General features: G+C 58.4%; 20 protein-coding genes. 15 read left to right on the top strand and 5 right to left on the bottom strand.

The window, feature by feature from the left end; genetic code table 11:
- Positions 1 to 98: 98 nt before the first annotated feature.
- The gene (gene mnmE, locus NOM06_RS17320; protein WP_255912514.1) at positions 99 to 1,460 is read left to right on the top strand and encodes a tRNA uridine-5-carboxymethylaminomethyl(34) synthesis GTPase MnmE; all 1,362 of its coding nucleotides are present in this window, start codon (positions 99 to 101) and stop codon (positions 1,458 to 1,460) included.
- A gap of 69 nt (positions 1,461 to 1,529) precedes the next feature.
- Here the strand turns inward: mnmE and fhuB are convergent, their stop codons facing one another.
- From fhuB to NOM06_RS17295, 5 genes are all read right to left on the bottom strand, one after another.
- Positions 1,530 to 3,512, bottom strand: coding sequence for a Fe(3+)-hydroxamate ABC transporter permease FhuB (fhuB, locus tag NOM06_RS17315; RefSeq protein WP_255912513.1), 1,983 nt, complete (start codon positions 3,510 to 3,512; stop codon positions 1,530 to 1,532).
- Positions 3,509 to 4,393 (bottom strand): ABC transporter substrate-binding protein, encoded by an 885-nt coding sequence (locus NOM06_RS17310; protein ID WP_255912519.1) that lies wholly within the window; start codon positions 4,391 to 4,393, stop codon positions 3,509 to 3,511. Before NOM06_RS17310 ends, fhuB begins: the two co-directional genes overlap by 4 nt.
- Before the next feature lie 34 nt (positions 4,394 to 4,427).
- On the bottom strand, positions 4,428 to 5,192 hold the full coding sequence (locus NOM06_RS17305) for an ATP-binding cassette domain-containing protein (RefSeq protein WP_255912511.1): 765 nt from the start codon (positions 5,190 to 5,192) through the stop codon (positions 4,428 to 4,430).
- A gap of 46 nt (positions 5,193 to 5,238) precedes the next feature.
- Positions 5,239 to 6,885, bottom strand: a complete 1,647-nt coding sequence (locus NOM06_RS17300) for a multidrug ABC transporter permease/ATP-binding protein (RefSeq protein WP_255912509.1) — start codon at positions 6,883 to 6,885, stop codon at positions 5,239 to 5,241.
- Between the two features lie 79 nt (positions 6,886 to 6,964).
- On the bottom strand, positions 6,965 to 9,061 hold the full coding sequence (locus NOM06_RS17295; RefSeq protein ID WP_255912507.1) for a TonB-dependent siderophore receptor: 2,097 nt from the start codon (positions 9,059 to 9,061) through the stop codon (positions 6,965 to 6,967).
- Positions 9,062 to 9,457: 396 nt separating this feature from the next.
- On the opposite strand from NOM06_RS17295, the gene mioC reads away from it, so the two are divergent.
- The 14 genes from mioC to NOM06_RS17225 all read left to right on the top strand — a co-directional run bounded on the left by mioC (position 9,458) and on the right by NOM06_RS17225 (position 21,788).
- Positions 9,458 to 9,907 carry an FMN-binding protein MioC gene (gene mioC, locus NOM06_RS17290; protein WP_005355827.1) on the top strand — a complete coding sequence of 150 codons (450 nt, stop codon included), beginning with the start codon at positions 9,458 to 9,460 and terminating at the stop codon, positions 9,905 to 9,907.
- A gap of 508 nt (positions 9,908 to 10,415) precedes the next feature.
- Positions 10,416 to 12,305 (top strand): tRNA uridine-5-carboxymethylaminomethyl(34) synthesis enzyme MnmG, encoded by a 1,890-nt coding sequence (mnmG, locus tag NOM06_RS17285; protein ID WP_058056584.1) that lies wholly within the window; start codon positions 10,416 to 10,418, stop codon positions 12,303 to 12,305.
- A 21-nt stretch (positions 12,306 to 12,326) separates the two neighbouring features.
- A complete protein-coding gene (gene rsmG / locus NOM06_RS17280) occupies positions 12,327 to 12,953 on the top strand; it encodes a 16S rRNA (guanine(527)-N(7))-methyltransferase RsmG (protein ID WP_123174231.1) in 627 nt (208 codons plus the stop codon).
- A gap of 26 nt (positions 12,954 to 12,979) precedes the next feature.
- Entirely contained in the window at positions 12,980 to 13,783 is an 804-nt protein-coding gene (locus NOM06_RS17275) for a ParA family protein (protein WP_005357226.1), read from the top strand.
- Positions 13,780 to 14,688 (top strand): ParB/RepB/Spo0J family partition protein, encoded by a 909-nt coding sequence (locus NOM06_RS17270; protein WP_005342343.1) that lies wholly within the window; start codon positions 13,780 to 13,782, stop codon positions 14,686 to 14,688. The genes NOM06_RS17275 and NOM06_RS17270 overlap by 4 nt, the downstream gene beginning before the upstream one ends.
- A 190-nt stretch (positions 14,689 to 14,878) precedes the next feature.
- Positions 14,879 to 15,289 (top strand): ATP synthase subunit I, encoded by a 411-nt coding sequence (locus NOM06_RS17265; RefSeq protein WP_019445506.1) that lies wholly within the window; start codon positions 14,879 to 14,881, stop codon positions 15,287 to 15,289.
- Between the two features lie 8 nt (positions 15,290 to 15,297).
- Positions 15,298 to 16,080, top strand: coding sequence for a F0F1 ATP synthase subunit A (gene atpB, locus NOM06_RS17260; RefSeq protein ID WP_005339335.1), 783 nt, complete (start codon positions 15,298 to 15,300; stop codon positions 16,078 to 16,080).
- Between the two features lie 58 nt (positions 16,081 to 16,138).
- Positions 16,139 to 16,381: a F0F1 ATP synthase subunit C gene (gene atpE / locus NOM06_RS17255; protein WP_005307205.1), complete on the top strand. Its 243-nt coding sequence runs from the start codon at positions 16,139 to 16,141 to the stop codon at positions 16,379 to 16,381.
- Between the two features lie 53 nt (positions 16,382 to 16,434).
- The gene (gene atpF, locus NOM06_RS17250; RefSeq protein WP_005339336.1) at positions 16,435 to 16,905 is read left to right on the top strand and encodes a F0F1 ATP synthase subunit B; all 471 of its coding nucleotides are present in this window, start codon (positions 16,435 to 16,437) and stop codon (positions 16,903 to 16,905) included.
- A gap of 13 nt (positions 16,906 to 16,918) precedes the next feature.
- Positions 16,919 to 17,452, top strand: coding sequence for a F0F1 ATP synthase subunit delta (gene atpH / locus NOM06_RS17245; protein WP_005339341.1), 534 nt, complete (start codon positions 16,919 to 16,921; stop codon positions 17,450 to 17,452).
- A gap of 15 nt (positions 17,453 to 17,467) precedes the next feature.
- Positions 17,468 to 19,009, top strand: a complete 1,542-nt coding sequence (gene atpA, locus NOM06_RS17240; RefSeq protein WP_005339342.1) for a F0F1 ATP synthase subunit alpha — start codon at positions 17,468 to 17,470, stop codon at positions 19,007 to 19,009.
- A 43-nt stretch (positions 19,010 to 19,052) separates the two neighbouring features.
- On the top strand, positions 19,053 to 19,919 hold the full coding sequence (gene atpG, locus NOM06_RS17235) for a F0F1 ATP synthase subunit gamma (protein ID WP_005339343.1): 867 nt from the start codon (positions 19,053 to 19,055) through the stop codon (positions 19,917 to 19,919).
- 33 nt (positions 19,920 to 19,952) lie between these two features.
- Positions 19,953 to 21,341 (top strand): F0F1 ATP synthase subunit beta, encoded by a 1,389-nt coding sequence (atpD, locus tag NOM06_RS17230; protein ID WP_005339344.1) that lies wholly within the window; start codon positions 19,953 to 19,955, stop codon positions 21,339 to 21,341.
- 18 nt (positions 21,342 to 21,359) lie between these two features.
- Entirely contained in the window at positions 21,360 to 21,788 is a 429-nt protein-coding gene (locus NOM06_RS17225) for a F0F1 ATP synthase subunit epsilon (protein WP_005339345.1), read from the top strand.
- Positions 21,789 to 21,823 lie beyond the last annotated feature (35 nt).

Here is a 21,823-nt window from a genome sequence, read left to right as displayed (position 1 = left end):
CTTCCCGTGATGACAAAAGAGGCGGCCTTCGGGCCGCCTTTTTTATTACAATGTCTCCCACTACGTTTTCCTATCAGCGAACAAACGAGCCAAGCAAGATGACAACAGATACGATCGTGGCCCAGGCCACCGCGCCAGGCCGTGGTGGCGTCGGCATAGTCCGGGTCTCCGGCCCCGCCGCCGAACAGGTCGCCGGGATAGTGCTCGGCAAGCTCCCGCGGGTGCGCTACGCCGAATATCTGCCGTTCAAGGATGAGCAAGGCCAGGTACTGGATCAGGGCATCGCCCTGCTGTTCAAAGCCCCCAACAGCTTCACCGGCGAGGATGTGCTGGAGCTGCAGGGCCACGGCGGCCCCGTCATCATGGACATGCTGATCCGCCGCATTCTGAAAATCGATGGCATCCGCCCTGCCCGCCCCGGCGAGTTCAGCGAGCGCGCCTTCATCAACGACAAGCTGGATCTGGCCCAGGCCGAAGCTATCGCTGACCTTATTGAAGCCTCCAGCGAACAGGCCGCCCGCAGCGCCATGCACTCCCTGCAGGGGCAGTTCTCCAGCAAAATCCAGCAACTGGTGGAGAGCCTGATCCGGCTGCGCATCTACGTGGAAGCGGCCATCGACTTCCCGGACGAGGAGATCGACTTCCTCTCCGACGGCAAGGTGGCGGGCGACCTCTACGCCATCATGTCCGAGCTGGACGACGTGCGTGGTGAAGCCAAGCAGGGCGCCCTGCTGCGGGAAGGGATGAAGGTGGTGATAGCCGGTCGTCCCAACGCCGGCAAATCGAGCCTGCTCAACGCTCTGGCAGGCCGTGAGTCTGCCATCGTAACCGAGATTGCCGGTACCACCCGCGACGTACTGCGCGAACACATCCATCTCGATGGCATGCCGCTGCACATCATCGACACCGCCGGCCTGCGCGACACCCAAGACAAGGTGGAGCAGATCGGTATCGAGCGCGCCTGGGCCGAGATCGAACAGGCCGATCGGGTGCTGTTTATGGTGGATGGCACCACCACAGACGCCGTAGACCCGCGCGAAATCTGGCCGGAATTTGTTGATCGGTTGCCAAAAAACATCGGCCTCACCGTCATTCGCAACAAGGCCGATCTGACCGGTGAAGATCTGGCGCCGAGCCGGGAGCAGGGCCACGCCGTCTATCGCATCTCAGCCAAGACCGAGTTGGGGCTGCCTGCCCTGCGCGAGCACCTGAAAGCCTGCATGGGCTTCCAGGGCAACACCGAAGGGGGCTTTATGGCCCGCCGCCGCCATCTGGATGCGCTGGAGCGCGCCGCCGAGCGTCTGCTGGTGGCCAAGGAGCAGCTGGAAGTGTTCGTGGCTGGCGAGCTGGTGGCCGAAGAGCTGCGCCTGGCGCAGGAGTCCCTCTCCGAGATCACCGGCGAATTCAGCTCAGACGATCTGCTGGGCCGTATCTTCTCCAGCTTCTGCATCGGCAAATAAGCCGGTTCGGCAGACAATAAAAAGCCCAGGTTCGTCCTGGGCTTTTTTGTGCATTTTTCGTCCACAAACCTAGAGGCGGCGCAAACACCACATGAAGTAAGCGCCCCCTAACAGGGTGGAGACCAACCCGACCGGCACCTCCTGCGGGAAAAGGATCTGCTGGCCGACCCAGTCAGCCGACACCATCAACAGGGCACCGGAAGTAGCGGCCCCAAGCAGGAGCCAGCGTGCCCGCACCAGCCCCATCAGCTTGGCCATATGTGGCGCCAACAGACCGACGAAGGAGAGCGGCCCCACCACTAAGGTGGCACTGGCGGTGAGCACGGCCACCAGCAGCAGGATGGCGAGCTGGGCGCGGTTGAGGCGAATGCCGAGTGCGGTGGCTACCGCCGCCCCCATCGGCATCAGATCGAGCCAGCGGCTGACAAGCAGGCAGGCGGCCAGCATCAACAGCGCCAGCCCCACCAGCCCATAGGCCACCGGCAAGGTGACGTAATAGGTGGAACCAGACATCCAGGAGAGCAGTTGCTGCACCCGCATGTCGCCGTTGGCCAGCGCGATAGCCTGCAGCGGCTCAAACAACGCCGTGATGGCAATACCTGAGAGCAGGATCCGTTCCGGCTGGAAGCCGTGTTTGCGATTGACCACCACCAGCAACAACAGGCAGCCGAAGGCACCGAGCAGGCCACCGGCCAGCATCAACGGCAGGGGCAATGCAGGCAGCAACAGCGCCGTGGCTATCACCCCCATAAAGGTGCCGCCGCTCACCCCCAGCAGCTCAGGACTCGCCATAGGATTGTTGCTGACCCGCTGCAACAGAGTGCCCGCCAGCGCCAGTAGCACGCCAGCCGCCCCCGCCGCCAGAGTGCGCGGCAACCGCCACTCCAGTTGGGCCTGCCAGCGGAGCCAGCTTGGCCAACTCCAGCCCGTCATCCCCTGTCCAACCAGCAGGGAGGCGACCACAGCCAGCATCAGCCCGACCAGCAACAGGCCAATAAGGCGAGCCGGAGCCGGATGGCGAGCCACCAGCAGGCCGGCGTTAGCCTTCGGCGTACCCGACTTGATGCCAAGGCGCGGGATCAACCAGAGCAGCAGCGGCGCACCCAGCAGGGCGGTCATGGCGCCGGTGGGGATCAAGACTGGCCAGAAGCGGCTCAGACTCTGCAGCAGCAGATCGGTCGCCGCCAGCAGCAGGGCGCCGAGGATCGGTGCCCACAATAGCCGCTGGCCGAGCTGACGGATCCCGAGCAGCCGCACCATGGCGGGCGCTGCCAGCCCGATAAAGCCGATCAGCCCCACCACGCTCACCACGCAAGCGGTGACAAACACCGCCAGCCCCAGTCCGGCAAAACGCAGATGCTGCAGGGAGACCCCCAGACTGCGGGCGCTGGCATCATCCAGCTCCAGCACCGCCAGCGGGCGTACCAGCACCGCAGCCAGCGCAGCGGCTGCCAGCAGGCGGGGCAACAGGTAACTCACCCCGCTCCAGCTGTTCTGTACCAGAGAGCCACTGCCCCACACCAGCAAACCTTTCAGCTCCTCCTGAAAGAACAGCAAGAGTCCCATGCTGATGGCCGCCAGATAGAGGTTGATCACCAGCCCGGCAAAGACGATGACCACCGGATTGAGCTGACGACGCAAGGCTAGGGCGAACACCAGCGCCATCGCGAGGCCACCACCGGCCATGGCGATCCACTCCCGCCCCAGCAGCAACCAGGAGGGGGCAAACAGGGTCACCATCATCAACGCCAGTTGGGCACCGGAGGCCACCCCCAATGTGGTCGGTGACGCGAGCGGGTTGCGCAGCACCTGCTGCATCAGGGTGCCTGCCAGCCCGAGCGCCGCCCCGGCCAGCAGGGTGACCGCCAAGCGGGGTAGCCAGCTGAAATGCACCACCGCTTGGCTGACATCATCCAGATTGGGGGTGAACAGGCTCTGCCACCAGAGCGCACCGGGCAGCTGGCGAGCCAGCTCCCAATACGCGAGCAAGAGGGTCAACCCCAGCAGGATCGAGACCGGCCACAGCAGCGGCGATGTGAGCAGTCGCTTCATCGGCTCGCCTCCATACGCTCGGCATCTTGCAGCAATGCATCGCTGAGCAGACCGGCGAAACGGCGGGCGGCCAATACGCCGCCAAAACTCCAGACCGCAGGCAGATGCAGCACGGGCGCCTGCCGTACCAGCGGCAGATGCTGCCACAGCCCAGGCTCCTGCAGCCGTTCGCTCACCCCTACCGGGATGGGATCGACCACCACCAGCCGCGCGGTTGGCAAGGTCATAAACTGCTCGATGCTGACCACCGAGAAACCCCAGTCATTGGTCTGCTTCTGCCAGCCATTACGCAGCCCAAGCCGCGTCATCACCGCATCGAACAGGCTGTGGCGACCAAACACCCGCACATGGCGCTCATCGATAAACTGCACCACCAGCAGAGGCGGCAGATCCGTAGGCAATCCGGCCTGCATTCTGGCGAGATCCCGATCCAGCCCGGCCAGCAGCCGTTCGCCCTCGGCGGTTTTGCCCACTATACGGGCGAGGGTCAGGGTCACCTCGTGCAGTCTCTGCCACAGATCGGTTTGCCCATCATAGAGGGCGATGGTGCTCACCGGTGCAATGCGGGAAAGAGTTGGCGCCAGCGGGGCCGCCAGCGGCGAGATGAGGATGCGATCGGGTTTGAGCTCCGCCAGCAGCTCGCGGTTGGGCTGGGTGCGCAGGCCGATATCTACCACCCCGGCAGGTAGCCGTGGCTCGCCGACCCATGCCTGATAGGGGCCTGAATCCCCCACCGCCAGCGGCGTCACCCCGAGTGCCAGCAGGGTTTCGGCTATGGTCCAATCGACGGTGGCGATACGGGGTAGCGGCGCAGAAGCGATCGGGGATTTGTCGGCCTGCGCCGCAAGTGGCAGCAGCAGGCTAATAAGGCAGGGTGCCATCTTCTTCAATAAACGGTTCAAGAGAGCCCCCCGGTCAGACGATGGCGATGGGATGGGCATGAGCCGGGTGGCGAATGACCTCCATCGGAATGCCATAGATGGCGTGCAGGGTCTCGCTGGTCATGATCCCCTCAGGTTCACCGTGGGTGAGCAGGCGGCCGGAGTGGAGCGCCACCAGCCGATCACAGAAGCGGGAGGCCATATTGATGTCGTGAATGACGATGATGACCCCGAGGTTTAGCTGACGGCTCAACTGCTTGACCAGCGTCAGCACCTCCACCTGATGGGCCACATCCAGCGCGGCCAGCGGCTCGTCCAGGAGGATGAAGCGGCTCTCCTGGGCCAGCAGCATCGCCAGCCAGACCCGCCCCCGCTCGCCGCCGGAGAGGGTATCCACCAGTCGATCGGCAAAGCGTTCGGTATGAGTAAGGGCGATGGCCCGATCGACCTGACGGTGATCCTCCGCCCCCATCCGGCCCAGCAGGCCGCGCCAGGGGTAGCGGCCCATCTCCACCAGCTCCCGCCCGAGCAGATTCTCGGCGCTCGGCAGATGCTGGGGCAGATAGGCCACCTGACGGGCAAACTCCCGGTTGCCCCAGTCGGGCAGCGGCTTGCCATCGAACAGGATCTCGCCGTCGCTAAGGGGTTGCTGGCGAGCCAGCAGCTTGAGCAGGGTCGATTTACCCGACCCATTGTGGCCGATGAGGCCATAGACCTGTCCCTGCTTGAAACGCAGGTCGGTGGAGTGCAGCAGCGTGCGGTCATTGACCGTGAAGCTGGCTGATTTCATCTCGAACATAATCAATTCCTGTGCTAGCTTGCCGCCAGTCTCATCGGTGCCGGCATCAAGCCGGCACCTCGCAATCCAGATGGGCGATCGCATCGCGGCTCACTGCGGCACGGCGCGCGCCGGTCAGTTCGGTGAGTTTTCCCTGCCGCATCTCCAGCAGGCGATCGGCCAGCGGGAAGTAGTGATCGTCGTGGCTGATGGCAATCACCGTCTTGCCCATCTCCTTGAGGCGCGGCAACAGCACCTGATAGAAGATGCGCCGGAACTGGGGATCCTGATCCGCGGCCCACTCGTCAAACAGCATCACCTCGCGCTGCTCGGCCAGCGCCAGCAGCAGGGCGACCCGCTTGCGCTGCCCTTGGGAGAGATCGATATCGGCGATAAATCCATCCTCGATGGTGAGCTTGCTGCCCATCTGCAGCCGCTCCAGCCACTCGGCCACCAGCTCATCCTTGGGTTCCGGCCCCAGCAGGTGCTGGAACAGGTGATAGTCGGTGAAGATGGCTGAGAATAACGCCAGATAGCCGTTGCGATCGGTGATCGGCTCACCATCCAGCAGGATCCGGCCCGATACCGGCTGGTAAAGGCCGGTCAGCAGCATGGCCAGCGTCGACTTGCCGGAGCCATTGCCGCCGATGATGAAGATCTGCTCCCCCTTTTCGATGACCAGATCGATGGGGCCAACGGCAAAACCGCACTCCCCCTGATAGTGAAAGCTCACCTGCTCCAGCTCGATACGCTGCCAGGGTCGGATGGCGGGCGGCAGCGGGAAGTCCGCATCCGGCTCGGCCAGATTGAGGGCGGCGATCTTGTCGAACGCCACCTGAGCGGCAAGCAGGGTCGGCAGGGCGCCAATCCCCTGCAACAGCGGGGTGCGCAGGAACAGCAGGGTCAGGGCGAAGGTAGCAGCCACATTGGTGTTGGCCCAGCCAAGGCCGTTGGCCAGAAAGAAGACCAGACCGATAGCCCCCAGCATCATGATATTCGACCAGTTCACCGCGCTCAGGTGATAGGTGTCGGCGCGAATGATCTGCTGGCGGTAGTCACGGGCATTTTGCTCATAGAGCTGGTGGTAAACGAAGTGAGCCCGCTCGCGGTTGAGCGCCAGCTCCTTGCTGCCGGCGATGATGGCCTGATAGTTCTGATAGAGCCGATCTTCGGCCTGACGCATGTGGGAGATATGGCGATAAACACGGTTCACCAACAACCAGCCCACCACCATGGTGAAGGTGACCCAGAGCGCGGTCACCCCGAGTAATGCAGGAGAGAGCCAGCCGAGGTAAAGGGCAGAACCCAGCGTGAGCACCAGCCCCTGCACCAGCTCCGGCAGGCGCACGAAGGCGATGGTGATCTGGCCGATATCGCTGGAGAGGGATGCCAGCAGCGGCCCCTGACCAATCTGGCGGATGCGGGCGACATCGGTATCCAGCAGTTGCTTGAGCAGACGGCCGCGCAACCGGTAGACAAAATGGTGACCGAGGGTGGTCAGGGCCAGCTGAGATCCGAGCGTGATCACCAGCAGCAACACAATCAGGCCGACCAGCTGACCAAGGATCGGCAGCGGATCACCTATAGATTCGATAAGAGACTGATTAATAAAAGCAATGACGCCAATCCCGCTGACGGCACTGAGCAGACTGAGCAGGGTAATGACGATAAAGGGCCAACGATATTGGCGATAAACCAGAGACAAGAGTTCCATAACGGACCGGTATTCCAGAGAGATCAGAACAACTGCGGGTGAAAAGAAGGGCGGGAATCTGGTTCCCGCCCGACTTCGATTACCAGCGGTAGTTGATGCTGCCCACTACGCTGCGCGGCTCGCCGTAGTAGCAGTAGTAGTCACAACTGGCCACGTAGGTTTCACCCAGCAGGTTGTTGACGTTGAGCTGGGCACGCCAGTTCTTGGCAAAGTCATACCCGATCATCGCATCCCACACGGTATGGGCCGGCACCTCGGCAGAGCCGTAGATGGGGGTGTAGTCCGCATTCACGGCGCCAATACCCACGCTGGAACCGATATAACGTACACCGGTACCCAGCTCCAGACCCGAAGCCACCCCTTGCTGCACCTTGTAGTTACCCCAGAAGGAGGCCTGATGGCGCGGGATCAGGCTGGCACGGCGATCGCCACTGCCGGTGTCGTTGGTTTTGGCATCTGTGTAGGTATAAGCAGCGGTCAGACGCAGCGCATCTGTTACCTGCACGCTCCCTTCCAGCTCAACCCCCTGAGAGGTCACTTCACCCGCCTGGGTCTGCTGGCCGGAACCGGTAGAGACCAGCGAGTTGGTCTGGGCCAGATCGAACAGCGCCAGATTGATGTAACCGTCGAGGAAGGCTGGCGCATACTTCACGCCGGTCTCGTAGAGCTTGCCCTTGAGCGGCTTGTAGGAACTCTTGGTGTTGGGATCTATCCCCGGCAGCACCTCGAACGACTCGGCATAGGCAAAGTAGGGAGAGAGGCCGTTGTCAGCCAGATACATCAGGCTGCCCGAGAGGGATAGCTCGTGATCGTACTGGCGCTCGTCCTTGCTGGTATTGGTGTTGTGGGTCTCCACATAGTCGAAACGGCCACCGGCAGTCAGCAACCAGCGATCGTCCCAGCGGATCTGGTGCTGGGCATAGAGACCGCTCTGGCCCTTGCTGCTCTTCTGGTGAGTGGCGGTCGACTCGTCAAAACCGGGGAAGCCGCTGTAATCCGGGTTCATGGTATTAATGGTGCCCATACCGTAGTTGTCGGCCTCGACCCCTTCATTGACGTGACGCTGCAGATCCACCCCCAGCAGCAAGGTCTGCTCGGTGCTGTCGGTGTTCCAGTAGCCCACCATCTGGTTATCCATGGTGGCACTCTTGGTATTGCCATCGCGGTAAACTAGGCCACGACTGGCGGTTGTGCCTTCATAGGTCGGGAAGATATAGGTCTGGCGCAGCAGCAGATCGTTGTAGTTGAAGCGGACGTTCTGCTTGAACTCCCAGGTCTGGTTGAGCTGGTGGGCCAGCTCGTAACCGGTGGAGATCTGGGTATTGCGGTTGCGATCGTAATCCGGCTGACTCAGATTGGTGGAGGGATCAATCTGGCCACCTGACGTATTCAGGGTGCCATAGACCGGGAAGAAGCCGTTGGTCGGGACCCCTTCGTCGTGCAGGAAGCTGGCCAGCAGGGTCAGGCTGGTACGATCCGAAAGATCGAAGGTGACGCTCGGCGCCAGATAAACCCGATCGTTGTAAGTACCGGTAAGCACCCCATCACGCTCTTTATAAAGAGCAACCATGCGGTAGCGGCTGTTGTCGGAGAGCGCGTCAGAGACATCCACCCCGACCTGACGATGATCCCGGCTGCCAAGCTGCAGATCCACCAGCCCTTGCGACGTGGCGGTCGGCCGCTTGCTGATGGCATTGATCACCCCGCCCGGAGGCGCCTCACCGTAAAGGATCGAGGCAGGCCCCTTCAGCACTTCCACACTCTCCAGACCAAACGGTTCCGGCGTCCAGACGTAGTAGCCGGTGCCAAACAACCGGTTGCCATCCAGATAAGAGGCGGCATCGAAGCCACGTACCTTGAACCAGTCGGTGTTGTTGTCGGAACCATAGAGACCGGTCAATACGCCGGAACGGTAGCGAATCGCTTCATCCAGCTGCAACACGGCGTGCTGATCCAGTTCCTCCCGGTTAACCACGGAGACGGCGCGAGGGGTCTCGGCCATCGGCACTTCCACCTTCATGGCCGTACCTGTCACCACCATGGTTTCGCTGGCTTTGGGCAGCTCAGCGGTAGTTTGTTCGGCCATCAGCGGCAGGGAGACGAGCAAACCGGAGAGCGAAAGCACGCCGAAGGCGCCCTTCTTGCCGGGTCCTGTAGTGTATTTTTGCGCAATCATATTAAAGTCTCGTTTATCAATGAGTTATGTTGTTTTAATTGTTATTTGTGGTCGTTTGTCACGACATCACCCTGTTCCATGGGCGAATAAAGCAGCGCAATCCTACTACAGGAGCCGTGATCGAATCGATTCAATAATTGCTAATCATTTGCATCTGCATTGTTATCTAACTGCGTCGTTGGCAGGATTTTACGGGGGATGGGAGTCATCAGGAGAGCTATGAGCGGAGAAGAAAATGGAGAGGAATATAAAGAAGCAGAAAAAAGATCGGCAGGATGGATCCGGTGGCATTATCTGACTGGATCCATTATCCCCAAGCTTTATCCATATTTATCCACACCCTTTGGCGGTAGAATCCGGCTTTCCGTTTCTTTGTCTGAAATCAGGATCCATTTCATGGCCAAACTCAATCTCGTCGTCGGCTCCATGCTGGGCGCCGCCGAATATGTCGCAGACCACGTCGCCAACCTGCTGGAACAGGCTGGCCACCAGACCCGGATCCACAACCCGGCCAAGCTGGCAGAGGTGCTGGATGATGCGGGATCCATCCTGCTGGTGGTCACTTCCACCCATGGTGCCGGGGATGTGCCCGACAACCTGCAACCCTTCTCCAAGGATCTTGCCGAGCAGCATCCGGACCTTAATTCATTGAAATATGGCGTGATCGCCCTTGGTGACAGCAGTTATGACACCTTTTGCCAGGGTGGCAAGACGCTGGATCGGCTGCTGGCCGAGTGCGGTGCCAGCCGGATCGGCGAGCGGCTCGACATTGATGTGACCCAACACGAGATCCCCGAAGATGCCGCCGAAGTGTGGATCCGCGACTGGATGACGATGATCGCCTGATCAGCGTGCGGGAGATCCTGAAAAAAAGCTTGATCTCCCCACTTATCCCCAGATCGACTATCCACCATGTTATTAACAGATTGATCCGGGGGAGTTGTTCTACAAGGTTACCCACAACGCCCAGGGGTAATGTGCATAACTACGGTGTAAAGCTCTGCAAAACCTATAGTTATCCATGTATTAGATCCAGACCGACAGACCTCTGTGTATAAAAGCCCTGGTTATCCCCTCGTTCACCAGGCCAGGATCCAAGCTTTTCCACAAGCTAGGATCGTCCTTAAATTAATGATCTTTATGATCAAAAAGTGCTTATCAACAGAAAGGGCGGATCCTAATAAGAGATCCAGTAAAAGATCGATCTAAAGATCCTTAAGATCTAATTAGTGGATCCTCCCTTCATACTGAACGTTAAGTAGACGTTCCCCTCAGGACGCGAAACAGATAGAATGTTCCGCCCTTTAGCCCAGGCAAATAAAGATCTTCAGGCGTGCAGATCAAGGTGATCCCAATGCAATACCATGAACAATTTGATGTGATCGTCGTCGGTGGCGGTCATGCCGGAACCGAAGCAGCAACAGCGGCTGCCCGTATGGGCATGAACACCCTGTTGCTGACCCACAATATCGATACGCTGGGACACATGTCCTGTAATCCGGCGATCGGCGGGATCGGCAAGGGACACCTGGTCAGGGAAGTTGACGCACTCGGCGGGATCATGGCGCGTGCCATCGATCTTGGCGGGATCCAGTTCCGCACCCTCAACTCCTCCAAGGGCCCGGCAGTGCGAGCCACTCGTGCCCAGGCGGATCGCCTGCTCTACAAGGCTGTCGTTCGCCAGATGCTGGAGAACTACCCGAACCTGAAGATCTTCCAGCAGGCCTGTGACGATCTGATCATGGACGGGGATCGTGTTGCCGGTGTGGTCACCCAGAGCGGGATCCGCATCAGCGGCAAGACAGTGGTGCTGACGGTCGGTACCTTCCTGAACGGGTTGATCCACATCGGGATGGAAAACTACAAGGGCGGCCGTGCCGGGGATCCTCCCTCGATCGCCTTGGCCCAGCGCCTGCGTGAACTGCCGCTGCGCATCGATCGCCTCAAGACGGGCACCCCGCCGCGCATCGATGCCCGCAGCGTCGATTTCTCCGTCATGCAGGAACAGCATGGCGACGATCCGCGTCCGGTCTTCTCGTTTATCGGCGATGCCAGCCAGCATCCCCGTCAGGTGCCCTGCTACGTCACCCATACCAACGAGCGTACCCACGAAGTGATCCGCAATAACCTGGATCGCAGCCCCATGTACGCCGGGGTGATCGAGGGGATCGGCCCGCGCTACTGCCCATCGATCGAAGACAAGATCACCCGTTTCGCCGACAAGACAGCGCACCAGATCTTCGTCGAGCCGGAAGGCCTGACCACCCACGAACTCTATCCGAACGGGATCTCCACCAGCCTGCCGTTTGACGTGCAGGTGCAGATCGTCCGTTCCGTGCGCGGCTTCGAGAACGCCCACATCACCCGCCCCGGCTATGCCATCGAATATGATTTCTTCGATCCGCGGGATCTCAAGGCCAACATGGAGAGCAAGTGCATTCCAAATCTGTTCTTTGCCGGCCAGATCAACGGCACGACCGGCTACGAAGAGGCGGCGGCACAAGGCCTGATGGCCGGCCTGAACGCGGCCCTGCGTGCGCAGGACAAGGATCCCTGGAATCCTCGTCGGGATCAGGCCTACATGGGCGTGATGATGGACGATCTCTCCACCCTGGGGACCCGCGAGCCTTACCGCATGTTCACCAGCCGCGCCGAATATCGCCTGCTGCTGAGGGAAGACAACGCCGATATCCGCCTGACTGCCATCGGTCGCGAACTGGGTCTGGTGGATGACGAGCGCTGGAGCAAATTCAACGCCAAGATGGAACAGGTCGAGCTGGAGCGTCAGCGCATGCGTTCAACCTGGATCCACCCGCAACATCCGTCACTGGAGGCAGTCAACGCCCTGGTCAACACGCCGCTGACCCGCGAACAGAGTCTGGAAGAGCTGCTGCGTCGCCCCGAGGTGACCTATGATGCGCTGATGGCCATCGAAGGTGTCGGCCCTTCCGTGACTGATCCTGCCGCGGCCGAACAGGTTGAGATCCAGATCAAGTACGCCGGTTACATCGAGCGTCAGCATGATGAAGTGGAAAAGCAGCTGCGCAACGAGAACACCCTGCTGCCGCTGGATCTGGACTATCGCGAGGTGAACGGCCTCTCCAACGAGGTGAAAGCCAAGTTGAACGATGCCAAGCCGCAGACCATTGGTCAGGCTTCCCGCATCTCCGGCATCACCCCGGCGGCCATCTCCATCCTGCTGGTTCACCTGAAAAAACACGGCCTGTTGCGTAAAACCGCCTGAGGATTCTTACCGTTGGAAAATATGCTGGAAAGATTGAACGGCCTGCTCAAGCAGGCCGAAATTGTTATCACCGATACCCAAAAGAGCCAACTGGTGCAGTTGGTCGAGTTGCTGCACAAGTGGAACAAGGCTTACAATCTCACCTCGGTGCGAGAGCCGGACGCCATGCTGGTCAAGCATATCCTCGATAGCCTGGTGGTAAGCCCCCACTTGCACGGTGAGCGCTTCATCGACGTGGGGACAGGTCCCGGCCTGCCGGGATTGCCGCTGGCGATCATCAATCCGGACAAGCAGTTCGTCCTGCTCGACAGTCTGGGCAAGCGGATCAACTTCATCCGTCAGGTGATCCAGGAGCTGGGTCTGACCAATGTGACGCCGGTCAAATCCCGGGTTGAAGAGTATCAACCCGAGGTGGGATTTGATGGTGTACTGAGTCGGGCATTTGCCTCGCTGGAGGACATGCTGAGCTGGTGTCACCACCTGCCGTCAGAACAGGGCTGCTTCCTGGCACTCAAGGGACAATATCCCGAACAGGAGCTGGCCCAGTTGCCTGCCAATATCCGTCTGGTAGCCTGTCATGAGTTGCGGGTGCCGGAGCTGGAAGGCGAACGTCATCTGCTGGAATTCAAACATATCCAGCCCGAATAGGGTCGCAGTTTCATTTAGGGGATCGTGTGGGAAAAGTCATCGCCATAGCCAACCAGAAGGGTGGAGTGGGTAAAACCACCACCTGTGTGAATCTGGCCGCCTCCATGGCTGCCACCCGGCGCAAGGTGCTGGTGATCGATCTGGATCCGCAGGGCAATGCCACCATGGGCAGCGGTGTCGACAAGTATGACGTCGAGCGCACCGCCTATGAGTTGCTGATCGAGGATGCCCCCATCAGCGAAGTGATCATCCCCGAAACCACCGGGGGCTATCACCTGATTGCCGCCAACGCCGACGTGACCGCGGCCGAAATCCGTCTGATGGAATTTTTCGCTCGCGAAATCCGCCTGCGCAATGCGCTGGCTTCGGTGCGGGACAAATACGACTACGTCTTCATCGACTGCCCGCCCTCTCTCAACATGCTGACCGTGAACGCCATGGCCGCCGCCGACTCCGTGCTGGTGCCCATGCAGTGCGAATATTACGCGCTGGAGGGGCTCACCGCCCTGGTCGACACCATCAGCAAGCTGGCCGCCGTGGTCAATCCGGAGCTCAAGATCGAAGGGGTGCTACGCACCATGTTCGATCATCGCAACCGGCTGGCCAATGATGTGTCCGATCAGCTAAAACAGCACTTTGGCGACAAAGTCTACCGCACCATCATTCCCCGCAACGTTAGACTGGCTGAGGCCCCGAGTTTCGGTGCCCCGGCCATGCACTATGACAAATCATCGGTGGGCGCCAAGGCCTACCTGGCACTGGCTGGCGAGATCCTGCGCCGCCAGGAGCAGGAACGTCAGGCGACCATCGCAGACCGAGAGAGCATATGACTCCGAAAAAACGTGGACTGGGCAAGGGGCTGGATGCCCTGCTCAGTACCAGCACGGCTGCCCGCCAGAAACAGGTGATGAGCGATCAACGTACTGAAGAGGCCATGGCCCCCACCAATCAGGGCGAGCTGCGCAAGCTGCCGGTGGAGTGGTTGCAGTCCGGCAAGTACCAGCCCCGCAAGGACATGTCCCAGGATGCACTGGAAGAGCTTGCCAACTCCATCCGCGCCCAGGGGGTGATCCAGCCCATCGTGGTACGCCCTCTCGGCGAACAATCCTTCGAAATCATTGCCGGTGAGCGGCGCTGGCGCGCGTCCCAGCTGGCGCGGCTTGAGGTGGTGCCCTGCATCGTCAAGGATGTACCCGATGAGGCTGCCGTCGCCATCGCGCTGATTGAAAACATTCAGCGGGAAGACCTCAATGCCATCGAAGAGGCGGTCGCTTTACAAAGACTGCTGACCGAATTCGAACTCACCCACCAGCAGGTGGCCGAGGCGGTGGGCAAGTCCCGCACCACGGTGACCAACCTGTTGCGTCTCAACCAGCTCAACGATGACGTGAAGCGTTTCGTCGAGCATGGTGACCTCGACATGGGCCATGCCCGTGCCCTGCTGGCCCTGAGTGGCCAGGCCCAGTCCGAACTGGCCAAGCTGGTTGCCCAGAAAGGGCTGACCGTACGCGATACCGAGAAGCTGGTGCAAAAAGCGCTCGAACCGGCAAAAGCCAGGGTCGAACCGGCCCGTGATCCGCAGATCGGCTACCTAGAGCGCCAACTGGCAGAAAAAATTGGCAATCAGGTGCAACTTCAGCCTGGCAAGCGGGATAGCGGGAAGTTAGTAATAAGTTACGAGAATTTGTCCGATTTGGACCGTATATTGGGCTATTTTGGCGTGTCGGAATCGTGATTTTTACGCTTTTTGTAGTAATAAAACATCCATTCCTTTTGATATGACCATAACCCTGATTTGCCGCGGAAAGCCGCAAAAATTAAGGATTTTTGTCATATTGCAATAGCTGCCCTCAAGGGTATAATTTGACCGGCTTTAAGAGCTGTTAACATGGGGTCTTCGGATCCCGATTTTTTACAGTTCTGTAATGTTCAGGGGTAGGTTGGTGAAGCAGAAAATAGCCTTGGAAGGTTTGACACTGGCCTTGGTTATGCTCGTTTGTCAGCTCATCCTGATCCTGGCGATGAGTGCCGTCTGGTTTTACCTGACTGGTGCCAGCGCCGGTTATTCCGCCCTCTACGGAGGGGGGATGTACTGGGTTCCTCAAGCCTTGTTTACTGTCTGGGTGCTGCGCCGCAAGGTGACAACCGAGAGTGTGGGCCTGGTTTTGCGGGACTTTTATGGTGGGGCAGGGATTAAGCTCATTTCTACAACAGGTCTATTCGCCCTGATGTTTGGTGCGGGAGTCGAGGTCGTTACCGTCTCGTTTTTCGCCACTTATATCCTCGCCCTCGTTGTACAGTGGATGGTTTCATTCACGCTTAACAACCACTATTAGGAAAACTCATGTCTGCAACCGGAGAAGTCCTGACTCCTCAGGGATATATCTCCCACCACCTGACCCACCTTCAAGTCGGGTCCGGGTTCTGGACGGTCAATATCGACTCAATGGTATTTTCCGTCGTGCTAGGCGCCCTGTTTATCCTGCTGTTCCGCAAAGTAGCCGTTAACGCTACCAGCGGGGTGCCGGGTAAGCTGCAGTGCTTTGTGGAGATGCTGGTCGAGTTTGTGAATGGTAACGTCAAAGACATCTTTCACGGTCGCAACAAGGTCATCGCACCTTTGGGGCTGACGGTGTTTGTGTGGATCTTCCTGATGAACTTCATGGATCTGATCCCCGTTGACTTTATCCCTCACGCTGCACAATTGATGGGTATTCCCTATCTGCGTGTGGTTCCCTCTGCTGACGTTAACATCACCATGTCCATGGCTTTGGGCGTGTTCTTCTTGATCCTGTATTACAGCATCAAGGTCAAGGGTATCGGCGGGTTTGTGAAGGAGCTGACGCTTCAGCCTTTCAACCACCCGGCGGCCATCCCGGTTAACCTCATCCTGGAAACTGTTACGCTGATTTCCAAACCTGTTTCTCTGGGTCTTCGACTGTTCGGCAACATGTATGCTGGCGAACTGATCTTTATCCTGATTGCTGGTTTGTTACCCTGGTGGTCACAGTGGATCCTGTCCGTGCCTTGGGCAATTTTCCACATCCTGATCATCACTTTGCAGGCATTCATTTTCATGGTTCTGACCATCGTCTATCTGTCGATGGCGCAGGAAGACCATGGTTGATGCAACTCAAATAATCCTTTTTATACAATCAATTACATCTAAATAACTGGAGATCCTCATGGAAAACTTGAACATGGACCTGCTGTACATCGCTGCTGCAATGATGATGGGTCTGGCTGCTATCGGCGCTTCCATCGGTATCGGTATCCTGGGTGGCAAGTTCCTGGAAGGTGCTGCTCGTCAACCGGATCTGATCCCTGTTCTGCGTACCCAGTTCTTCATCGTAATGGGTCTGGTGGATGCGATCCCGATGATCGCCGTTGGTCTGGGTCTGTACGTGATGTTTGCGGTTGCTGGCTAAGTCGTACGACTCTCCAGGCATAACCCATTAACTAACTTAAGAGGACATCGGCTGTGAATATCAATGCCACCCTCCTCGGCCAAGCAATTGCTTTTTTCTTCTTCGTAGTGTTTTGCATGAAGTACGTATGGCCGCCGCTGATTGCAGCCATCGAAGCCCGTCAGAAAGCTATTGCTGACGGTCTCTCTTCTGCCGAACGTGCCAAGAAAGATCTGGATTTGGCCAAGGCCAACGCCACCGATCAGCTGAAAGAAGCCAAGCTGCAGGCTGCTGAAATCATTGAGCAGGCTAACAAACGTAAAGCCCAGATCATTGATGAAGCTGCCGCTGGTGCCCAGTCTGAGCGGGAAAAAATCCTGGCTCAGGGCCGTGCCGAGATCGAAGCTGAACGTCATCGTGCCAAAGAAGAACTGCGTAAGCAGGTTGCTGCTCTTGCCATTGCTGGTGCAGAGAAGATCCTGGCGCGTCAAATCGACCAGGCTGCCAACAGCGACATCGTCGACAAACTGGTAGCAGAACTGTAACGGGAACGGGGCTATGTCTGAACTGACTACAATCGCTCGCCCCTACGCCAAGGCTGCTTTCGAGTTTGCCGTTGAGCACAAGGCGGTTGACCAGTGGCTGGGTATGCTCGGTTTCGCTGCGCAAGTAGTGGAAAACGAGACCATGCACAACCTGGTAAACGGCTCTGTGGCCGCCGAAGAGCTGGCAACGCTGTTTGTCGGTGTCTGCGGTGAGCAACTCGACGTGCATGGCCAGAACCTGATCCGGGTGATGGCCGAGAATGGTCGCTTGGGTGTGCTGCCGGCGGTCGTTGCTGAATTTGTAGCGTTCAAAGCTGAACTGGATAAAGAGGTTCAGGCTGACGTGATTTCGGCGATCGAACTGACCGACCAGCAGAAAGCCAATATTCAGGCTTCTCTGGAACAACGTCTCGCGCGCAAAGTGAAGCTGAATTGCAGCATCGATGCGTCCTTGATGGCCGGGGTGCTCATCAAGGCCGGTGATCTGGTAATCGACGGCACAGTCCGCGGTAAGCTGGATCGCATGGCTGACGCGCTGCAATCTTGATTGGGGTATTAGAGCATGCAACTGAATTCCACTGAAATCGCCGAGCTGATCAAGCAGCGCATTGCGCAGTTTGATGTAAAGAGCGAAGCGCGTAACGAAGGTACTATCGTCTCTGTGAGCGACGGTATCATTCGTATTCACGGCCTGGCTGATGCCATGCAGGGTGAGATGATCGAGCTGCCGGGCAACCGCTACGCTCTGGCATTGAACCTGGAGCGTGACTCCGTTGGTGCGGTGATTATGGGTTCCTATGACGGTCTGTCAGAAGGAATGAAAGTAAAAGGTACTGGCCGTATTCTGGAAGTGCCGGTAGGTCGTGGTCTGTTGGGCCGGGTGTTGAACACCCTGGGTCAGCCGATCGACGGTAAAGGTCCGATCGACAACGACGGCTTCTCGCCGATCGAAGTGATCGCACCGGGCGTTATCGAGCGTAAGTCTGTTGACCAGCCGGTCCAGACCGGTCTGAAAGCCATCGATGCCATGATCCCAATCGGTCGTGGCCAGCGTGAGCTGATCATCGGTGACCGTCAGGTTGGTAAGACCGCCATCGCGATCGACACCATCATCAACCAGAAAGATTCCGGCATTAAGTGTGTCTACGTTGCGATTGGCCAGAAGGCCTCCACCATCGCCAACGTGGTGCGCAAGCTGGAAGAGCACGGCGCCCTGGCCAACACCATCGTGGTTGTTGCCTCTGCCTCCGAAGCGGCTGCTCTGCAGTACCTGGCTCCGTATGCCGGTTGCTCCATGGGTGAGTACTTCCGTGACCGCGGTGAAGACGCGCTGATCATCTATGATGACCTGTCCAAGCAGGCCGTAGCTTATCGCCAGATCTCCCTGCTGCTGCGCCGTCCGCCAGGACGTGAAGCTTACCCGGGTGACGTTTTCTATCTGCACTCCCGTCTGCTGGAGCGTGCTGCTCGCGTTAACGCCGAGTACGTAGAGAAGTTCACCAAGGGTGAAGTGAAAGGCAAAACCGGTTCTTTGACCGCCCTGCCGATCATCGAAACCCAGGCGGGTGACGTATCTGCGTTCGTTCCGACCAACGTGATCTCCATCACCGATGGTCAGATCTTCCTGACTTCACAGCTGTTCAACTCCGGTATTCGTCCGGCGGTTGACCCGGGTATCTCCGTATCCCGTGTAGGTGGTGCTGCTCAGACCAAGATCGTCAAGAAGCTGTCCGGTGGTATCCGTACCGCGCTGGCCCAGTATCGCGAACTGGCGGCATTCGCCCAGTTCTCTTCCGATCTGGACGAGGCGACTCGCAAGCAGCTGGATCACGGTGTGAAAGTGACCGAGCTGATGAAGCAGAAGCAGTACTCTCCGCTGAGCGTGGCTCACCAGTCTCTGGTGCTGTTCGCCGCCGAGAAAGGCTATCTCTCCGATGTCGAGCTGAACAAGATCGTCGACTTCGAAGCCGCTCTGCTCTCTTACGCCAATACCCAGCATGCCGAGCTGATGGCTGAAATCAATGCCAAAGCCGACTACAACGACGCGATCGTTGGCAAGCTGACTGCGTTGCTGGATAGCTTCAAAGCAACCCAGACCTGGTAAGCGTGTGTGGCAGCGTGAGCTGCCACTTGATGGAGAGTAAGAGATGGCCGGCGCAAAAGAGATACGTAACAAGATCGGGAGTGTGAAAAACACTCAGAAGATCACCGGCGCTATGGAAATGGTGGCAGCAAGCAAAATGCGCCGTGCGCAGGAACGCATGTCTGCCAGCCGTCCGTACGCTGAAACCATGCGCAAGGTGATCGGCCATATCGCTCAGGGGAACTTGGAATACAAGCACCCCTACCTCATCGAACGTGAGGTCAAGCGAGTGGGTTACATCGTCGTCTCCACCGACCGTGGCCTGTGTGGCGGTTTGAACATCAACCTGTTCAAGGCTGCCCTCAATGATATGAAGCAATGGAGCGCGAAAGGTGCCAAGGTTGACCTGGCATTGATCGGTAACAAGGCCTCCAACTTCTTTGAACGGCACGGCGCCAAGGTGAAAGCTCATGTCGCAGGACTGGGCGATAGTCCGAGCGTCAATGACCTGATTGGTTCAGTCAAGGTCATGCTGAAGGCTTACGACAACGGTGAGATTGACAAGCTGTATCTGGTGTACAACAAGTTCGTCAACACCATGGTGCAGCAACCACGGGTCGATCAACTGCTGCCTTTGCCCGTAACTGAAGACAGCAAGCTCGCCAAGAAACACCACTGGGATTACCTCTATGAGCCGGATCCCAAGAAGCTGCTGGATACCCTGCTGGTTCGCTATGTCGAATCTCAGGTTTACCAGGGTGTAGTGGAAAACTTGGCAAGTGAACAGGCAGCCCGAATGGTTGCCATGCAAGCCGCGACTGACAACGCCGGTAACCTGATTAACGATCTGCAACTGGTATACAACAAGGCCCGTCAGGCCAGTATTACCCAGGAGCTGACAGAGATCGTATCCGGTGCTGCTGCGGTGTAAGGCAAGGGTTATCAAAGGTTTAGAGGATTTGACATGAGTAACGGTTTCATCGTCCAAATCATCGGCGCTGTGGTGGACATCGAGTTCCCGCAGAATGCCGTGCCCCAGGTGTACGATGCACTGAAGGTCGTTAGCGAAGGTCAAGGCCAGGGTCTGGTGCTGGAAGTTCAGCAACAGATCGGTGGCGGCGTCGTTCGTTGCATCACCATGGGCTCCTCCGACGGTCTGCGTCGTGGGTTGGAAGTAGTGAATAGCGGTAAATCCATCCAGGTTCCGGTCGGTACTGCGACTCTGGGTCGGATCATGAACGTACTGGGCGAGCCAATCGACGAAAAAGGTCCGATCGGTGAAGAAGAGTGCTGGTCTATCCACCGCGCTGCCCCCAGCTACGAAGATCAGTCCAACAGCAACGATCTGCTGGAGACCGGCATCAAGGTTATCGACCTGGTATGCCCGTTCGCCAAGGGTGGTAAGGTTGGTCTGTTCGGTGGTGCCGGTGTAGGCAAAACCGTAAACATGATGGAGCTGATCCGTAACATCGCGATCGAGCACAGTGGTTACTCTGTGTTCGCCGGTGTAGGTGAGCGTACCCGTGAGGGTAACGACTTCTACCACGAGATGATGGAGTCCAACGTACTGGACAAAGTATCTCTGGTTTACGGTCAGATGAACGAGCCGCCCGGAAACCGTCTGCGCGTAGCGCTGACCGGCCTGACCATGGCCGAGAAGTTCCGTGACGAAGGTCGTGACGTGCTGTTCTTCGTGGACAACATCTACCGTTACACCCTGGCCGGTACTGAAGTATCCGCACTGCTGGGCCGTATGCCTTCCGCAGTAGGTTACCAGCCGACCCTGGCCGAGGAGATGGGTGTTCTGCAAGAACGTATCACCTCCACCAAGACCGGTTCCATCACCTCCGTACAGGCCGTTTACGTTCCTGCGGATGACTTGACTGACCCGTCTCCGGCAACCACCTTCGCCCACCTGGATGCGACCGTCGTACTGTCCCGTCAAATCGCGGCACTGGGTATCTACCCGGCCGTTGACCCGCTGGACTCTACCTCTCGTCAGCTGGATCCGCTGGTGGTTGGCAAAGAGCACTACGAGACTGCTCGTGGCGTTCAGACCGTACTGCAGCGCTACAAAGAGCTGAAGGACATCATCGCCATCCTGGGTATGGATGAACTGTCAGAAGAAGACAAACTGACCGTAGCCCGTGCCCGTAAGATCGAGCGTTTCCTGTCTCAGCCGTTCTTCGTAGCAGAAGTGTTTACCGGTTCTCCGGGTAAATACGTGCCGCTGAAAGAGACCATCCGTGGTTTCCAGGGCATCCTGAAAGGCGAGTATGACGATCTGCCCGAGCAGGCGTTCTACATGGTTGGCGGTATCGACGAAGTCGTCGAGAAATCCAAGAAACTGTAAGCCTCGACAGGAGGGCCCATGGCAGAGATGATCTCCTTTCACCTGGACGTGGTGAGCGCCGAAGGAAAACTGTTTTCCGGTCGCGTGCAATCCGCTCAGGTATCAGGCTCCGAAGGTGAGTTGGGTCTCCGCCACGGTCATGCTCCGTTGCTGACTGCCATCAAGCCGGGCCTGGTCCGCTTGGTGAAGCAGAATGGAACTGAAGAGGTGCTGTACATCTCCGGCGGTATGCTGGAAGTACAACCTGAATCCGTGACCGTGCTGGCGGACACCGCGATTCGTGCTGACGACTTGGATGAGGCGAAAGCCCAGGAAGCCAAGCGCGCAGCCGAAGAGCGGATCCACAGCTCCCATGGTGATATCGACTACGCCCAGGCCGCCACCGAGCTGGCCAAGGCGATGGCTCAACTGCGAGTCATCGATATCGTCAAAAAGAATTACCGCTAATAACGGTGATGTAAAAAGCGACCTTCGGGTCGCTT

The sequence above is a fragment of the Aeromonas sp. JL9 genome (assembly GCF_024436075.1).
Taxonomy (GTDB): domain Bacteria; phylum Pseudomonadota; class Gammaproteobacteria; order Enterobacterales; family Aeromonadaceae; genus Aeromonas; species Aeromonas veronii.
Note: the sequence above shows the minus strand (reverse complement) of the source record. Positions and strands in the feature narration are given on the sequence as shown.